The sequence below is a fragment of the Leptolyngbya sp. 'hensonii' genome (assembly GCF_001939115.1).
Lineage (GTDB): Bacteria > Cyanobacteriota > Cyanobacteriia.
Map to the genome: position 1 here is coordinate 14,481 of NZ_MQTZ01000012.1, position 16,899 is coordinate 31,379.

The window sequence follows — 16,899 nt, forward strand, 5'->3', positions numbered from 1 at the left end:
AATCTATGAAGTTTATCCAGCCCCTTTGTCGAGCACTCCCCCTGCTCCTATGGCTCACTGTTGCGTCGTTGGCACCTGCCCGGAGCCAGTCGATCATTCCAGCTAGTGACGGCACCCAGACGATCGTCACCCCCAATGGCAATATCCTCAATATCAGCGGGGGGCAGCTTTCTGGGGATGGCGCTAACCTGTTTCACAGCTTTACCCAGTTTGGCCTCAGTTCCCAGCAAATTGCTAACTTCCTCTCTATTCCTGGGATTCAGAACATTCTGGCCCGTGTGGTCGGAGGAGACCCATCCGTAATCAATGGGTTGATTCAGGTAACGGGCAGCAATGCCAACCTGTACCTGATGAATCCGGCAGGGATTGTCTTCGGTCCCACGGCCAGTCTGAATGTGCCTGCAGCTTTCACCGCAACAACYGCCAAYCGCATTGGCTTTAGTAATGGAGGGCAATTCAATACTGTCGGTCCCAACAGCTACGCAACACTCACGGGACTGCCTCAGGACTTCACCTTCACCGCCCTGCAACCGGGAGCGATCGTCAATGCCGGTCAACTCACAGTGGGGCAGGGCCAGGCAGTGACCCTGTTGGGGGGGGTGGTGATYAACACSGGTACGATCGCGGCACCGGGAGGACAGATCACGATCGCGGCAGTTCCAGGTCAGAAGCTGGTGCGGGTTTCTCAGTCAGGCAGTTTGCTGAGTCTGGATTTGCCGGTAGGCAGTGGACAGACCGGAAGTAGCCCCATCCAACCTCTGAACCTGCCTGCCTTGCTGACCAGTCCGGGGGTGACGGGGGCCACGGGGGTGGTGGTGGAGAACGGGGAGGTGAAGCTGACCAGTGCCAACACGGTGATTCCCACTAACCCCGGCACTGCGATCGTTTCGGGTACCCTGACCACTGCATCTTCTACGGCGGTTTCTGAGATTAAAGTTTTGGGTAGTCGAGTTGGTCTGTTTGCAGCGACTCTGAATGCCTCCGGTCCCAGTGGGGGAACTATCCTGGTGGGTGGGGATTACCAGGGCCAGGGCACCGTCCCCAATGCCCAGATTACCTATGTCAGCCCTGATTCGGTGATTCAAGCGGATGCGATCGGCCAGGGGAATGGGGGCAAGGTGGTTGTCTGGGCCGATCAGAGTACAGTCTTTCAGGGCAATATCAGTGTCCAGGGAGGAAAAACAGGGGGCAATGGGGGCGTTGTGGAAGTCTCTGGGAAACAAAACCTGGGCTTCACAGGGCAGGTGAATACAGCAGCACCCCAGGGGCAAACTGGCACCCTCCTGCTGGACCCGGATAACGTTCAGGTAATTTCCAGCGCTGGTCCTCAAGACATTCAGTTTTTTACCAGTGGTGGCAAAATCCTGGCTGGGGATGCACCTGCAACCTTTGTCATTTCCAGCACAGCACTGAGTGCCTTTTTAGGCACCATTATTGTCCAGGCAACTAATGACATTAGCTTCGACCCTGGTATCACCGTAAACTTCACGTCCATGGGTTTTTTCCCTGACATCACTTTTACTGCTGATGCGGATAACAATGGAGTTGGCACCTTTACCCTACCTGCCAGTTCTTCACTCAACACCAATGGCCGATCGATTTTGATCTCAGGGGCCCAGCTCAATGCCTTAGGGCCCATTACCACCAATGCAAACTTTACGGACTCTGGAAATGTCAATCTGTCGGCACAGGGAACGCTCGTCACCGGCCTGATCAATGCTAGTAGTAATTTTAATGGCGGGAATGTCACCCTGAGTTCCGCCACTGGAGCGATCCAGATCAGTAGTATCTCGACCGTTTCATTTTCTGTTGTAGGAGAAAATAGTGGCTCTGTGAGTGTGACCGCTCAGGGGCCAATCACGAGCGGGGCGATCATCACCAATAGTTCTGGGGCACAGGCCGGGGATGTCACCCTGGTTTCAACCCTGGGGAATATCGAGGTCACTTTCATCAATACGGAATCCCCTAGTGATGGCCAGGGGGGCAATGTCACGATCACTACCCCCAGTTTCTTCAAGGCAACAGGGACCTTCACGGCTAGCAATGGTCTGACCGCCAGCATTTCCACGATCGGGTTTACCAGCAACGGAACGATTACCATTACCCATGGGGGGAATGGGCTGCTTCCCTTCACAATTGGCGATGCCTCCCAGAATGGCACTGCCGGTGTGATCACCAATGGAACGGATACCCTGTCGATCGGAGAATCCTTCCCGCTCTCTACAACGCGGGGCACCATTCGCCTGATTACGGGTTCGATTTCAGAGTTCTATCAGGAGCGCCGGGGTGGCCTTCCGTCAATGGAGGAAGGCAAGTTGGAGATTAAACCGGCCTGTGGGCTTTCTGGGGCTGGGTCCAGCTTTACAGCTCTGGAGCAGCAATTTACGGCGGCTTATGAGCGCTATCTGGGAGGGGGCGGCAGTGGGAGTGGAAGTGCGGATAGTGCCTGTGCTGCCCTCTCCAGTGTGGCGGAAGCAACCGGAGTCAAGCCAGCCCTGATTTACGTCAGCTTTGTCCCGATGGGAGACATCACCAAGACAACGGGCAAGAGGTTGTCAGGTTCGGAGACTGTCCTTTGGCAATTTACAGATCAGGGATTGGGGGCTGTTGCTCAGGCACAGACCGGTCAGAAAAAGCCCCAGGACAGTGATCAACTGGTGCTGGTGCTCGTGACTCCCTCTGGGCTGAGTCAGCAGCGCCTGCCGGTAAGTCGAGTCAAGGTGTTGCAGATGGCTCGACAACTGCGGGCCAGTGCCAGCAATCCCAATGATGAGGGCTATCTGGCTCCGGGGCAACAGCTTTACCAGTGGCTGGTTGCCCCCCTGGAACCTGTGCTGAAACAGCAAAAAATTGGGAATCTGGTGTTCTTGATGGATACGGGTTTGCGGACGCTGCCGATTGCAGCCTTGCATGATGGCAAGGGCTTTATCGTCGAGAAATACAGTGTCGGTCTGATGCCCAGTATCAGCCTCACGGACACTCGTCGGGTCAGCATCCAAAATGCCAGGGTTTTAGCAATGGGAGCCTCGACCTTCAGAGATCAAACTGCGCTTCCAGCAGTCCCAGTGGAACTGGAAACCATTACTCAACGGCTCCGTTCTGGCAAGGCATTTTTGAACCAGAATTTTACCGTCAGTCAGCTTAAGATTCAACGCCGACAAGATCCGGTGACGATTCTCCATTTGGCCACCCATGGGGAGTTTCGCGCCGGTTCTGCCGCTAACTCCTATATTCAGTTCTGGGACCGGAAACTGGGGCTGGATGAAATCCGCCAGTTGGGGCTGAATAACCCGATCGTCGAACTGCTGGTGCTGAGTGCCTGCCGGACTGCCGTGGGCAGCGACGAGGCCGAACTGGGCTTTGGTGGGCTGGCGGTACAGGCGGGAGTGAAAACCGTGCTGGCCAGTCTCTGGTATGTCAGTGATGAAGGTACCCTGGGGCTGATGACCCAGTTCTACGAGAGCTTGAATACGGCTCCCATGAAAGCAGAGGCCCTGCGACAGGCCCAGGTGGCCATGTTACAGGGCAAAATTCGACTGGAGCCGGGAACAATTATCGTGCCTGGGCGGATTGGGTCTGTACCCTTACCCCCAGCCTTGCAGGGGTCAGAGGGCCGATCGCTCACCCACCCCTACTACTGGGCTGCTTTCACGATGATCGGTAATCCCTGGTAAACCTATTCCCTGGTTCGTTGGGACCAGACGCGGGTGGGCAGCCCCCAGATGTAGATGAAGCCTTCAGCAGCCTTGTGATCAAACTGGTCATCCGCTCCATAGGTGGCTAAGTCAGGCGTATAGAGGGTTTTGTCAGACTTCCGACCCACGATCGTCGCCACGCCCTTGAACAGTTTCACCCGCACCACACCAGAGACCCGCTTCTGGGTTTCGTTAACGAAAGCATCCAGGGCCGCTTTCAAAGGACTGTACCAGAGGCCGTTGTAGATCATCTGGCTGTAGGTTTCCTCGATGCCCCGCTTGTAATGGGTCACATCTGCCGTCAGGGTTAAACTTTCCAGATCGCGATGGGCCTGGATCAGCACCGATAGAGCTGGTACTTCATAAATCTCGCGGGATTTGATGCCCACCAGCCGGTTTTCCACCATGTCGATGCGGCCAATCCCATGCTGGCCTACCCGCTCGTTTAGGGCCGTGACCAGGGCCACCGGAGCCAGAACCTGATCATCCAGGGAAACAGGAATCCCTTGCTCAAACCCGATCTCCACATAGGCTGGCGTATCCGGCGTATCGGCGATCGCCTTTGTCATCTGGTAGATCTCTTCCAGAGGCTCTGTCCATGGATCTTCCAGGGGACCTGCCTCAATACTGCGACCCAGCAGGTTCCGGTCAATACTATAGGGAGAGGATTTTTTTACCGGTGCGGGAATTCCAAACTGTTCCCCATAAGCGATCGTTTGCTCCCGACTCATGCCCCATTCCCGTGCGGGAGCCAGCACCTTCAGATCGGGATTGAGGGCTGCGATCGACACATCAAAGCGAACCTGATCATTGCCTTTCCCCGTGCAACCATGGGCCACGGCATCTGCTCCGTATTCAACGGCAGCTTCCACCAGAAGTTTGGCAATCAGGGGCCGGGCCAGGGCCGTGGATAGGGGATAGCGATTTTCATAGAGGGCATTGGCCTTGAGAGCCGGGAAGGCATAATCCGTTACAAAGCTTTCCTGTGCATCGGCCACGAGAGAAATCGATGCCCCTGACTTGAGGGCCTTTTCTCGCACGGGTTCCAGCTCATCTCCTTGCCCCAAATCGGCAGCCAGGGTAATGACCTCTTCTACCCCCCATTCCTGCTTCAGGTAAGGAATACAAACTGACGTATCTACCCCACCGGAGTATGCCAACACAACTTTCTTGGCGCGACCCATGATTTCCCCAGAAAAACACCTGAACCATTATCAACCATTCCAGCAATTTTGATGGAATCGGGTGAGAGAAAGCTGACATGCGGGCCATTTATTCCTGAATCGTTGCTCTGAAGCCATGGCTGACCAGCAACTGCATCAGCTCACGGGCTTTAGCCCGATCAACAAAGGCACCTGCCTGTAAGAAGCGACGACCCTGAACCACCGTTGTAAATGCACCTGGAACCAGGGTCTGGATCTGGGCTGCCTGAGTTTCATCCACAGGTTCAACCAGAACCCGATAACGTAGCCCTGCTGCCACTGCAAAAGAGGGTGGAGGGGGAATGCTTTTACCATCCCCATTTCCGATCGGAATCTTAGAGCCTGGAACCGGAAGCAACCCTGGAGAAGCAATGCTTGCTTGCCCCCCAAAGCTGGAATTTTCTCCTTGGCGGGGCGGTGGAGCTGGCAGAGATAACCCTCCTGATCTGGATCGGGGGTTGGGCTGAACCACAGCACTGAAAATGGGAATCGCAGGCCGATTCGGGGTGGAACCACGACTGACGCCAGGGATTGACTTGCCTGTAGGCCGAAGGACAGCAGACTCAGGGGGGGGAACTGGAATCTCGATCGCAGTCCCTTCTACGGTCGCAACCTTCTGCGGGGATGGTTGAATTGATATCACAGGACGGGCGATGGGCGGCGAAGCTGGCGTAGCGATGGCCTGAGGAACACCCACGGTTGGCCTGATTTGCACAATGGGCAACACCGGGGTGGGGGCTGGAGGTCGGCTGACTGGCGGTGTGGTTAGGGGCTGTGGGAAGACAGGAGCTGCTGCGATCGGACTGGGCGAATTGTCCCCAGACAGCATCGTGGGTACGGGGAAAGAGGTGGCCTTGATCTCATTTGGACTGCTGCTATTGCCAACCCCTTGAGGTTTAGGGGTACGGACCTGGAGGGAGGCTGGAGAAACGCTGACTTGAACAGCCTGAGGCTGCAAGGCCCCTGGACTGGGGGTCGGTGCTACATTGCCCGATCGTAGGGCAGCCGGGGTATTGCTCTGCAGGGTAATGCCCTGGGCCCCATTCTGATAGAAATGATTACCCTGAATCACCGGAGCACTCTGGCCTGCGATCGAAATGCCGTCTCTTTTATTGCCCATGAATGTGTTGTCCACAATTATGGGGCTGGCAGATTCAATCCAAAGACCATAGCCACTGGTATTGGGATTGGTGACCGTGACACCGGTCAATCCAGCACCGTTGACTCCCAACAGGGTGATATTCTGATTCCCCAAGGTGGGGCTGGTGTAGTTTCCGCCGCCGTAGATTAAAGTTCCCCGACCATGGAGTCGTGGATCCCCTTGAATCGTCACCCCTGGTTTGAGTTCCAGGGGAAATTTCTCCCCCGTTTCGACACTGTAAAACCCTGAAGCCAGCAGAATGACCGAATTGGGACGAGCCAATCGCAACGCATGGGTAATGGTCTTGAAGGGTAGTTGCTCAGACCCATTACCGGTCACGTCACTGCCAGACGTGGAGTTGACGTAGACCAGGGTGATAGTGGAGCTGCTTTGGCGGACCGAAAAGCTTTGTGCAATCAGCATGGGAGAGGAGGGTTGGGCGATCGCACCCCCGCCATACCCCATCAGCAGGGTAAAAGTGAACAGGCTCGCCCCAGTCAGACCAGTTCCCTGCAAAATCAGGGCTGGCAGCAGCCACCATGGCAGCGTATCTGACGGCCAGGATTGAGGCCGTTTTAAATGAGAACAAGTCATGTTGCGTGAGGGTTAATCAAACATGCAACTGGTTTTAACTCATCTGCTGGCTGTCGTCTAGAGGTTGCAGCACTCTGCCATGAATACCTGCTGCTAGGATGAGATAAATAGAGACTAATGATTTGGAATACATGGGCGACAAGTACGACTGGATTGGGTCTGGTTCACCAGAAGTTGCTCGTATTCTGGATGCCAACCTGGATCGGGCCCGGGAAGGACTGCGGGTGATTGAGGAGTGGTGTCGGTTTGGCCTCAATCATGGTGAATTTACACAAGCGTGTAAACATTTGCGTCAGGAGGTGGCGGACTGGCACAGCCCTGAAATTCGGACCTTTCGTAACACACCGGGGGATCTGGGTACGGAACTGACCCACCCTCAGGAAGCGATCCGATCGACGGTGCCCCAGATCCTCCAGGTCAACTTTGCTCGCGTTCAGGAAGCCCTACGGGTTCTGGAGGAATATGGCAAGCTCGTCTCTCCAGATATGGGCTCAGCCTTTAAACGGATGCGCTATCGGGTGTATACCCTGGAAAGCCACTTGGCCATCTATCCTCGTCGATCGAAACTGTTGCAGGCCCGACTGTATCTGGTCACGGCCCCTACGGAGAACCTGATTGCCGTCGTAGAATCCGCCCTGCAAGGGGGCTTAACCCTGGTTCAATATCGTGATAAACAGGTGGATAGTCGAGTGCTCCTGGATAATTCCCAACGGCTCTGCCAGCTCTGCCACCAATATGGGGCATTATTTATCGTCAACGATCGCCCGGATATTGCAGCGGCTGTCGATGCGGATGGGGTGCATTTGGGCCAGCAGGACCTGACCATTGCCGCTGCCCGCAAAATCCTAGGGCCAGATCGCATCATCGGTCGCTCTACCACCAACCCGGACGAAATGGCCCAGGCAATCGCCGAAGGCGCAGACTATATCGGGGTGGGACCAGTCTATGAAACCCCCACCAAAGCCGGTAAAGCGGCGGCTGGCACCGCCTACGTGCGCCATGCCGTTGCCCATGCAACCGTTCCCTGGTTTGCGATCGGAGGCATTGACCTGACCAATCTCCCGGAAGTCCTGGCTGCCGGGGCAGAACGGGTGGCTGTCGTGCGGGCCATCATGCAAGCCGAGGTTCCTAACCAGATTACCCAGACCTTCCTCACCCACCTGTCCCCGACCCCACCCCTTTAGAGACGCGATTAATCCCGTCTCTAAAGGGGTGGGCTAGCCCAATTGACCTATGATAGAAACCCCTACCATGCCTGACCTTTCATCCCTTCAGACCGATCACATTACCCTACAGGTCAATGGCGAACCGAAGACCTGCGCTCCCAATACCAATCTGCCCGCTCTATTGCAACAGATGGGACTCAATCCCCGACTGGTTGCGGTGGAATACAATGGGGAGATCCTGCATCGGCAGTTCTGGGAGACCACGCTGATCCAATCGGACGATCGCCTGGAAATTGTGACGATCGTCGGTGGCGGCTGAATCCTCTGGGGTGGCGGTTTCCCCCTTCGATCGGTTCGGATGTCCCTACCGAAACCATCACTAGCCAGGTATTCATCCCCCATGGAGAGCGATAAACTGAAGGTGTGGCCAGACTTTATAACTCTTAACAAAGTTCTTGAGACTCCTAAATCCCGATCGGGAGTTTCTTAACTTGACGTTAAAACGAGTTGCAGACAATAGTTATCTGCCCAATACTGGTAACTGTTTAGAGCGATCAGCGATCGAAGTCCGATGCACAGCTCCCTATCCCAGACGCCTCTCATTCTCAGGGGTAGGCTCTGGCTGAAGAAACTCAATGCCGGGTCAACGATTCGCTAATCCCTTAAAGCTAATGGCTAAAAGCTGATAAAAATTCCCTCTGGAATCTCTCACTCGCTTGAGAAGGCGCAGGTTATGAAAAAGAAACTTCTTGCAGCAATTAAGTCCCTGGTTAAACCCCTCCTGACGATTGGCCTGGTACTGGCCTTGGTCTTTGGCCAGGCCGATGGGGCAATGGCGGCTCGTAGTGGTGGCAGAATGGGGGGCGGATCTTTCCGGATGCCCAGCCGATCCTACTCGGCTCCCAGTCGCACCTACTCGGCTCCTCGCGGTGTTTATCCCGGTGGCGGCTACTACCCCGGTGGCGGTGGCTTTGGCTTCCCCTTCCTGATTCCCTTGTTCGGTTTCGGGGGTGGATTTGGGGGGCTGTTCTCAATCCTGATTTTCATGGCGATCGCGGGTTTCCTGGTTCGGAGCTTCCGGCAAATCGCCTCTGGAAGCAGTGAAGACTACAATGCGGTGAGCAGTCCGATAGCGTCGATCGCCCAGGTTCAGGTGGGGTTGCTAGCCAGTGCCCGTACCCTACAGGCTGATCTGGATCGGATTGCTCAGAATGCCAACACCGGGTCTTCAGCGGGGCTGGCCCAGGCATTACAGGAAACTACCCTATCCCTGCTGCGCCATCCCGAATACTGGGTTTACGGAGGGGCGCAATCTCAGCAGGCCCGTTTGGAGGCTGCAGAAGCCCAGTTTAACCGGTTAGCCTTGGCTGAACGCAGTAAGTTCACAGAAGAGACGCTGACGAATGTGAACAGTCAGTTGACCCTGAAATCTGCCCAGAGTTCAACCCTGGCGGTGGCTGAAAAGGGTGGAGCCCTGACGGATGTTGAGGGTCCGGGTGAGTACATCATCGCTACGATCCTGGTCGGAGCGATGGGTAATCTCCAGTTACCCGTGATCAACTCCTCTGAAGATCTGCGACGAGCCCTGAGCCAGATTGGAGCAATTTCCAGCGATCGTCTGCTGGCCCTGGAAGTGCTGTGGGCTCCCCAGGCTGAAGGGGATACCCTAACCTCTGAGGATGTGATTACCCAATATCCGACGCTGAAGCTGGTCTAAAGGGTTGATGCCGATCGGCCCAGGGGCAGGAAATACCTGGCCCGATCGGCTGACATCTGCGAAATTCCTAAGGATCGTGGATTTAATAACTCCGAGATTTTCAGCCCTCACCCCCAACCCCCAACCCCTCCCCCTCTCCCGCCGGGAGAGGGGGCAGGGGGGTGAGGGCAAGCAGAAGTTTATCGGTGTTATTTAATTCTCATTCCTAAGCCTCCAATTGAATGGATTGATGTAACGCTTTGTGCCTGAGCGGCCAAGGAAATTGGCTGAAAAACCAGGAACTGATCTCGATGAAGCCGAATCGAATCGGCTCAGGCTATCATCGAAGTACCGAAGTATACCCTACCCTACAAGGAAAGCAGAGTCATGGGATTATTCGACCGTGTTAGCCGGGTGGTCAGGGCTAACGTAAATGACCTCGTCAGCAAGGCAGAAGACCCTGAAAAGATTTTGGAACAGGCCATCATCGATATGCAGGAGGACCTGGTGCAGTTGCGTCAGGCTGTTGCCAGTGCGATCGCCAGTCAGAAACGGACTCAGCAGCAATACAATCAGGCCCAAACGGAGTCGAACAACTGGCAGCAGCGGGCACAACTGGCTCTGCAGAAGGGGGATGAAAACCTGGCCCGTGAGGCTCTGACCCGCAAGAAGACCTATACCGAGACGGCCAATGCTCTGAAATCGCAACTGGATCAGCAGGTTGCTCAGGTGGATCAACTGAAGCGGAACCTGATTGCTGTTGAAGGCAAAATCTCTGAGGCCAAGACCAAGAAGGATATGCTCAAAGCCAGGGTTTCTGCGGCCAAAGCCAATGAACAGTTGCAGAACACCGTGGGCCGGATGGGCACCAGCACGGCCATGTCTGCCTTTGAGCGGATGGAAGAAAAGGTATTGCAGATGGAGGCCCGCTCCCAGGCTGCTGCTGAACTGGCCGGTTCAAACCTGGAATCTCAATTCGCAGCTTTAGAAGCTGGCAGTGGCGTGGACGATGAGCTGGCTGCGATGAAGGCCCAACTCTTGGGAGGTACTTCTGCAAATCAGGCTCAACTACCTGCCGGTGGTGTTTCTACAACAGCGCCTAAAGATGCCGCCGTTGATGCTGAACTGGAAGCCTTAAAGAATCAACTGGATCAGTTGTAATTAAGTTTTTGGCAAATCCAGAGTTTGAAGGGCACGGCATGCCGTGCTCTTCTTTTTTGGGGTCAGTTGTCATAGACAAATCTCAATTCTACTGCTGATTTTTTCCAGGGCAACAGAGCCGCATGATGTACACCCGTACAGTAGTAGGATGTGATTTGAAGTAGTTAATATCGCCAACCGTGATGAACAAAGCAGAGGCTACCATGACCGGCAGTGTGATCACAATTTCCGATGCCGACTTTGAAACTCAAGTTCTCCAGTCAGATGCTCCCCTGGTGCTGGCCTATTTTTGGGCATCTTGGTGTGGTCCCTGTCGTCTGGTCGCCCCCTCGGTAGAATGGGCAGCCCACGAGTACAGCGATCGCCTCAAGGTGGTTAAGATAGAAGTCAAGCCCAATCTTCAATCCGTGGCTCACTGTAAAGTCGAAGGGCTTCCCGCTTTACGTCTGTTCCGCCAGGGGGAGATTTTGGATTCCTTCGAGGGCGCATTTACTCGTCAGAAACTGGTCGAATTTGTCGAAAATCATTTTTAAGTTGAGTCGTGGGTCATTAGGGTCTAACCTGACTCAGATATAGCTATTTATAATGGGTGAAAAGCTTATTTCATAGGGCTTTCAATTCTACTTGTCTGAAAAAGAATGCATGAGTTATTGCTCATGAACTATTGCTCATGATTTAGAGGAACTGAATCAGTTCCAGAAACTTTATTGACTTGTGGTAGAAGCTAATTCCTCAAACACAGCAAATAATAAACGACGGATGCCCATAACCCATCCCGGCCACCCCTCCTAAGTGGAGATCTGACGAAATGACTAATGACAGGGAGGTTAGCTGATGGAACTTGCCAAACGACTGCAGCCGTTGCAGTTTAATGTCTTTGCGGAGATGGACCAGGCTAAGGCTAGGGCCAGGGCTGCAGGGCGAGACCTGATCGATCTTTCCCTGGGTTCGTCGGATTTACCAACGTCACAGCAGGTTTTACAAACGATCGCAGCCTCTTTAGAAGACCCCAGTACCCATGGCTACTTGCTGTTTCATGGGACAAGGGCGTTTCGAGAAGCTGCTGCAGCCTGGTATACCCATAAATTTGGCATTTCCGTAGACCCGGAAACCGAGGTACTGCCCCTGGTGGGGTCTCAGGAAGGGACAGCCCATTTACCCCTGGCCGTGCTCAATCCAGGAGAGTTTGCCCTGTTGATGGACCCAGGCTATCCCTCCCATGCGGGGGGAGTCTACCTGGCCAGTGGCCAAATGTATCCCATGGCTCTGCGGGAAGAGAAGGGCTTTCTGCCAGACTTTCAGGAGATTCCAGAACCGGTTCTGGCCCAATCCCGGCTGATGGTGTTGAGTTATCCCCACAATCCCACCACAGCCACTGCTGCCCTCTCTTTCTTCGAAGGCGCTGTGGCCTTTTGTCAGGAGCATCACCTGGTGCTGGCCCATGACTTTCCCTATGCAGACCTGGTGTTTGAGGGCGGTGCGGTGCCCTCTGTTCTCCAGGCGGATCCGAACAAGTCTGTTTCCATTGAGTTTTTTACCCTGTCCAAGTCCTACAACATGGGCGGTTTTCGGGTGGGTTATGCGATCGGCAATGCGACCCTGATCCGAGCCCTGCGTCAGGTGAAAGCAGTGGTTGATTTTAACCAGTATCTGGGTATTCTGAATGGGGCGATCGCAGCCCTGACGGGTCCTCAGGAGCAGGTTCAGGCTACTGTCGAGACGTTTCGCCGCCGTCGAGATGCTTTTGTTGCAGCTCTGCATCGCATCGGTTGGCCTGTGCCTGTCCCTACGGCCACCATGTACATCTGGGCCAAATTGCCAGAACCCTGGACGACTCGATCGGTTGAGTTTTGCACTCGTCTGGCAGAGGAAACCGGTGTGGCTGTTGCTCCCGGTGCCGGTTTTGGCAAGATGGGCGAGGGGTATGTTCGGTTTGCGCTGGTCCATGAGCCGCCTATCCTGGAACAGGCGGTTGAGCGGATCGCCCAATTCTTGCAGGGGGATTGAACCTGCTCAGAAACCGGTATCCGTAACCGATGGGACAATTTCAGAAGGCAGGTGAGGAATGACAGATTTGCTTCTGTTCTGGCACCGTCGCGATCTGCGGTGTTCAGATCATGTGGGGCTGACCAGAGCCAGAGAACACAGTCCGAAAGTGGTCGGGGTGTTCTGCCTGGATCCGAATATTCTGCAACGAGATGACGTAGCCCCGGCCAGAGTCAGTTATATGATGGGTTGTTTACAGGCTTTACAACAGCGCTATCGGAAAGCCGGGAGTCAGTTACTCATCCTCCAGGGTAATCCTCAACAGGAAATTCCAGCCCTGGCCAAGGCCCTGGGAGCAACAGCTCTGTTCTATAACCTGGATGTGGAACCCTATGCTCAGGAGCGAGATCGATCGGTCACAGAAGCGCTCCAACAGGCAGGGATTCGGGTAGTGGCTACCTGGGATCAATTGCTCCATGCCCCAGATGAGATTCGAACGGGCTCTGACCAACCCTACACAGTCTACACCCCCTTCTGGCGCAACTGGAGCAGCAAACCTAAGGCCAATCCCCTGACTGACCTGGCTGACCTGGAAGGACTGACAGAGACGGAGTTAGAAACAGCGGGTCGGGCCGGAGCTGTTGCGTTGCCCACGGCCAGGGAACTGGGTTATCTCTGGGATGCTCCCCTATTTCTGGAACCCGGTGAGACAGCCGCTCTCGATCGTCTGGCAGCTTTTTGTGGGGATGCGATCGGGCGCTATCAGGAGGAGCGCAATTTCCCGGCCCAACCGGGGACTTCAGGGCTGAGTGCGGCCCTCAAGTTTGGGGCGATCGGCATACGCACCGTCTGGGCCAAAACCCTGGAAATCCTGGAGGATTGTCGCAGTGACGAAGCCAGAGAGGGTGTTCGTGTCTGGCAGCAGGAACTGGCCTGGCGGGAGTTTTACCAGCATGTGCTGTTCTTCTTTCCAGAACTGGCAGAGGGAGCCTATCGCCAGCCTTTCAAGACCTTTCCCTGGGACAATAACGAGGACCACTTTCGGGCCTGGTGTGAAGGCCAAACTGGATATCCGATCGTCGATGCAGCCATGCGTCAGTTGAACGAGACTGGCTGGATGCACAATCGTTGCCGCATGATTGTCGCCAGCTTCCTGACTAAAGACTTGCTGATCAACCCCCAATGGGGCGAGAAGTACTTCATGCAGAAGCTGATCGATGGGGATCTGGCGGCCAATAACGGAGGCTGGCAGTGGAGTGCCTCCAGTGGGATGGATCCCCGGCCACTGCGAATTTTCAATCCGGCCAGTCAGGCCCAAAAATTCGACCCGGAGGCCGACTATATTCGGCAGTGGTTGCCGGAGTTACGGGGGGTAGAGACTGCTGATCTGGTGACCGGCAAAATCCTGCCTTTGGAGCGCGATCGTTGCGGCTATCCGGTCCCGATCGTCGATCACAACGAACAACAACGCCGGTTCAAAGAGCGTTATCAGCAGCAAAAGGCAAGGCTTTAGTCTGCGGTACATTGGCCGCAGGCTTTTTGGCTGGTCGCTTCACTGGTTTTTTGCGGAGAACGGGCTTCTTGCCGGATTGCAATCTCAGGCGAATATCAATTCGCTGGTTGCGACAATAGGGAAAGGCAATCTCCCGCTCAAAGGGCAGATAGTCGGCAGCCGTCACATAGAGGGTGTAGGTGCCCTTGGGTTGTTCATTGCCCTCCAGGAGGAACTGAAATCCCCGATAGTCTTCTGTCGTCCGTTCAAACTGCTTGCTGGTGACGATCAGTGAATCCTGGGGTGTATGTTCTCCCGTGGGTGTCAACCGGGGATAGACCCCATGCACAGGATTACCAACTTCGTCCAGGACATTAAGGAACAGGCCATACTGACCGCAGCTCTGAGCCAGAGTTTTGCTGGCCGCCAGGGTGAGGACGATCGTCGCCCCGGCGATCGCCCTGGCCAGACGCAACCCTTGAAAATTGGGAATTCCCATAATCCCATCTCCTGAATGTTCAGTCAGTTATTCTGGCCCAATTTGCCCCTGCTGTGCCAGGATTGATAGAGATCTCTATCTTTCTTCGAGGGATAAGGACAGGGAACACTATGGGTTTTATTGCCAGGTTAATTGGTTTGGGATTGGTTCTAATTGCCATCTATTTTTTGGGTCAAAATATTATCTTTACGACCCAAACGGCTGCTTATTGGTGGCGACCTGTCTCTGCAACCGGATCCGTACTCGCTATCCTGGCCGGGATCATTGTTCTCACCTCGTCTCGATACGTTCATTGGCTAGGCTGGGCACTGATTGGCTTGGGAATCGCCTTGGTTTTTTTCAGTGGTAGTGTCATTTTGCGCCCTACCAGCCTTTGGACTTTCTTTCTCTCCTCCTTATCCTTTGCCAGTGGCTACCAACTTCTTACTAAAGGAAAAATCGATCTTTAAGTTTGACCCTTTATCTAAATGCTCATCCCTGAACTAATTCCCAGAAAAAATTGCCAGGAGGGCATTGTCCCCCCTCCTAGACTGCAGCAAAGCGCTTTCATCTGAGAATCTATGCTGTTGCTGAGAGGCGTTGTAGTTTGGCTGATATTTATCCTAGCCGAGAGCCTGAATGGGACAGTGCGGGTAGTATGGCTGGTGCCATCTCTGGGTGATCTGCGCGCCCATCAACTCTCATTTGTGACTGGGTCAGTTTTGATTTTGGCAATCTCCACTCTTTTTATCCGCTGGCTCCAGGTCAAGCGCACTTCTGAACTGATTGGTGTTGGAGTGCTGTGGTTGTTACTCACCGTTGGATTTGAAATTTGTTTAGGACGCTTTGTTTTAGGGTATTCATGGGAACGCATTGTGGCTGACTACAATGTCTTCCAAGGTGGCTTAATGCCCTTGGGATTAGTTCTGATGCTGCTATCTCCCCTCATTGCCGCAAAGTTCAGGGGGACAGGGGATTTGCCTCAAGAGACCTTGAAGGGATAACCCCTGCCTCAATGGATGCATGGAATCGATCCTGGCTCAGGTGGTATATTCGGCGTTGATCTTGACGTAGTCGTAGCTGAGGTCACAGCCCCAGGCTTTACCCCTGCCAGGACCACTGCCAATACTGACCGAGATGGCCACAGTGTCAGACTTCAGGTATTCCCCTGCTGCGGCCTGTTTCAGATAAGCGTTGGCGGCGGTGCGATCGAAGGCTACAGGTTGCCCCCGATCCATCATCACAAAGTCTCCCAGTTTAATCTGCAGATCTTCCTGGTCGAAAATCACCCCACTCCGTCCAGCGGCTCCGGCAATCCGGCCCCAATTGGGATCGCGGCCAAAGATAGCGGACTTGACCAGGGAAGACCCGGCGATTGTCCGGGCAACCTGGCAGGCTGACTTTTCATCCTCGGCCCCGGAGACTTCCACTTCGATCAGACAGGTCGCCCCTTCCCCATCCCGGGCGATCGCCTGGGCCAGGTAGATACAAACCTCCGTGAGCATCGCCTCCAGCTTGTCCGCATCAGGACCGGGGTCTGTGATGGCCGGTGTACGCGACATCCCGTTCGCCAGGGCAATCAGGGAATCATTGGTGCTGGTGTCCCCATCCACGGTGATCTGGTTGAAGCTGCGATCGGCGGCCCGACTCAGCATCTGCTGCCAGAGATGGGGAGAAACAGCCGCATCGCAGGTGACAAAGGCCAGCATGGTGGCCATGTTGGGGTGAATCATCCCGGAGCCCTTGGCAATGCCCCCAATCCGCACTGGCCGATCGTGCAGGGTCGTTTCTAATGCGATTGTTTTGGGAACCAGATCGGTAGTGATAATCGCCTTGGCTGCCGCATCAGATCCTGTGTCTGAAACAGCGGCAACCAGTTGGGGCAGGGCCGCCCGCAGAATTTCCATTTTGATCCGCTGCCCAATGACGCCGGTAGAAGCGAGTAGCACTGATTCAGGGGCAATGTTTAATTGTTCTCCCAGAAGCTGGGCACATTCCAAGGCATCAGCCCAACCCTGAGTCCCAGTCCCAGCATTGGCCTGACCCGCATTACACAGAATAGCTCTGGTAATGGCCTTAGCTTGCAGGCGCTGACGGCAATAGTCCACACAGGCGGCCCGGACCTGATTGGTGGTAAAGACACCCGCTGCGATCGCGTCCCCTTCAGACAAAATCAGGGCCAGGTCGGGAAGTCCGGAAGGCTTCAAGCCAGCGGTAATGCCTGCGGCCTGATAGCCTCTGGGAGCCGTTACTCCTCCGGAAATTTCCTGCCAGTCTGCCATGGTTCC

General features: G+C 54.8%; 14 protein-coding genes. 10 read left to right on the forward strand and 4 right to left on the reverse strand.

From position 1 onward, the window contains the following. The first annotated feature begins 5 nt into the window (after positions 1-5). A complete protein-coding gene (locus tag BST81_RS04495; RefSeq protein WP_075597355.1) occupies positions 6-3,674 on the forward strand; it encodes a CHAT domain-containing protein in 3,669 nt (1,222 codons plus the stop codon). Between the two features lie 2 nt (positions 3,675-3,676). On the opposite strand, the gene BST81_RS04500 is transcribed toward BST81_RS04495, so the two are convergent. Both BST81_RS04500 and BST81_RS04505 read right to left on the reverse strand, forming a co-directional pair. Beyond that, positions 3,677-4,879, reverse strand: a complete 1,203-nt coding sequence (locus BST81_RS04500; protein WP_075597356.1) for an argininosuccinate synthase — start codon at positions 4,877-4,879, stop codon at positions 3,677-3,679. Between the two features lie 88 nt (positions 4,880-4,967). Further along, a complete protein-coding gene (locus BST81_RS04505; protein ID WP_075597357.1) occupies positions 4,968-6,632 on the reverse strand; it encodes a DUF1565 domain-containing protein in 1,665 nt (554 codons plus the stop codon). 131 nt (positions 6,633-6,763) lie between these two features. Between BST81_RS04505 and BST81_RS04510 the strand changes: the two genes are divergently transcribed. From BST81_RS04510 to BST81_RS04540, 7 genes are all read left to right on the forward strand, one after another. Then, positions 6,764-7,816, forward strand: coding sequence for a thiamine phosphate synthase (locus BST81_RS04510; RefSeq protein ID WP_075597358.1), 1,053 nt, complete (start codon positions 6,764-6,766; stop codon positions 7,814-7,816). Between the two features lie 49 nt (positions 7,817-7,865). Next, on the forward strand, positions 7,866-8,117 hold the full coding sequence (thiS, locus tag BST81_RS04515) for a sulfur carrier protein ThiS (RefSeq protein WP_253188080.1): 252 nt from the start codon (positions 7,866-7,868) through the stop codon (positions 8,115-8,117). A gap of 414 nt (positions 8,118-8,531) precedes the next feature. Then, positions 8,532-9,515 carry a DUF1517 domain-containing protein gene (locus tag BST81_RS04520; protein ID WP_075597360.1) on the forward strand — a complete coding sequence of 328 codons (984 nt, stop codon included), beginning with the start codon at positions 8,532-8,534 and terminating at the stop codon, positions 9,513-9,515. A 366-nt stretch (positions 9,516-9,881) separates the two neighbouring features. Further along, positions 9,882-10,655, forward strand: a complete 774-nt coding sequence (locus BST81_RS04525; protein WP_075597361.1) for a PspA/IM30 family protein — start codon at positions 9,882-9,884, stop codon at positions 10,653-10,655. A 182-nt stretch (positions 10,656-10,837) separates the two neighbouring features. Beyond that, on the forward strand, positions 10,838-11,188 hold the full coding sequence (locus tag BST81_RS04530) for a thioredoxin family protein (RefSeq protein ID WP_253188081.1): 351 nt from the start codon (positions 10,838-10,840) through the stop codon (positions 11,186-11,188). 301 nt (positions 11,189-11,489) lie between these two features. After that, complete coding sequence (locus BST81_RS04535) at positions 11,490-12,662, forward strand: LL-diaminopimelate aminotransferase (RefSeq protein WP_075597362.1); 1,173 nt, start codon at positions 11,490-11,492, stop codon at positions 12,660-12,662. 58 nt (positions 12,663-12,720) lie between these two features. Continuing rightward, positions 12,721-14,154, forward strand: a complete 1,434-nt coding sequence (locus BST81_RS04540; protein ID WP_075597363.1) for an FAD-binding domain-containing protein — start codon at positions 12,721-12,723, stop codon at positions 14,152-14,154. On the opposite strand, the gene BST81_RS04545 is transcribed toward BST81_RS04540, so the two are convergent. Continuing rightward, entirely contained in the window at positions 14,117-14,632 is a 516-nt protein-coding gene (locus tag BST81_RS04545; RefSeq protein ID WP_075597364.1) for a hypothetical protein, read from the reverse strand. The two genes, BST81_RS04540 and BST81_RS04545, sit on opposite strands and share 38 nt — an antisense overlap. A 110-nt stretch (positions 14,633-14,742) precedes the next feature. Here BST81_RS04545 and BST81_RS04550 point away from each other — a divergent pair, with 110 nt between their 5' ends. Together BST81_RS04550 and BST81_RS04555 are read left to right on the forward strand one after the other, a co-directional pair. Beyond that, positions 14,743-15,081, forward strand: a complete 339-nt coding sequence (locus BST81_RS04550; RefSeq protein WP_075597365.1) for a hypothetical protein — start codon at positions 14,743-14,745, stop codon at positions 15,079-15,081. A gap of 111 nt (positions 15,082-15,192) precedes the next feature. Then, positions 15,193-15,615, forward strand: coding sequence for a hypothetical protein (locus BST81_RS04555; protein WP_075597366.1), 423 nt, complete (start codon positions 15,193-15,195; stop codon positions 15,613-15,615). A 36-nt stretch (positions 15,616-15,651) separates the two neighbouring features. Here the strand turns inward: BST81_RS04555 and argJ are convergent, their stop codons facing one another. Continuing rightward, positions 15,652-16,893, reverse strand: coding sequence for a bifunctional ornithine acetyltransferase/N-acetylglutamate synthase (argJ, locus tag BST81_RS04560; protein ID WP_075597367.1), 1,242 nt, complete (start codon positions 16,891-16,893; stop codon positions 15,652-15,654). Positions 16,894-16,899 lie beyond the last annotated feature (6 nt).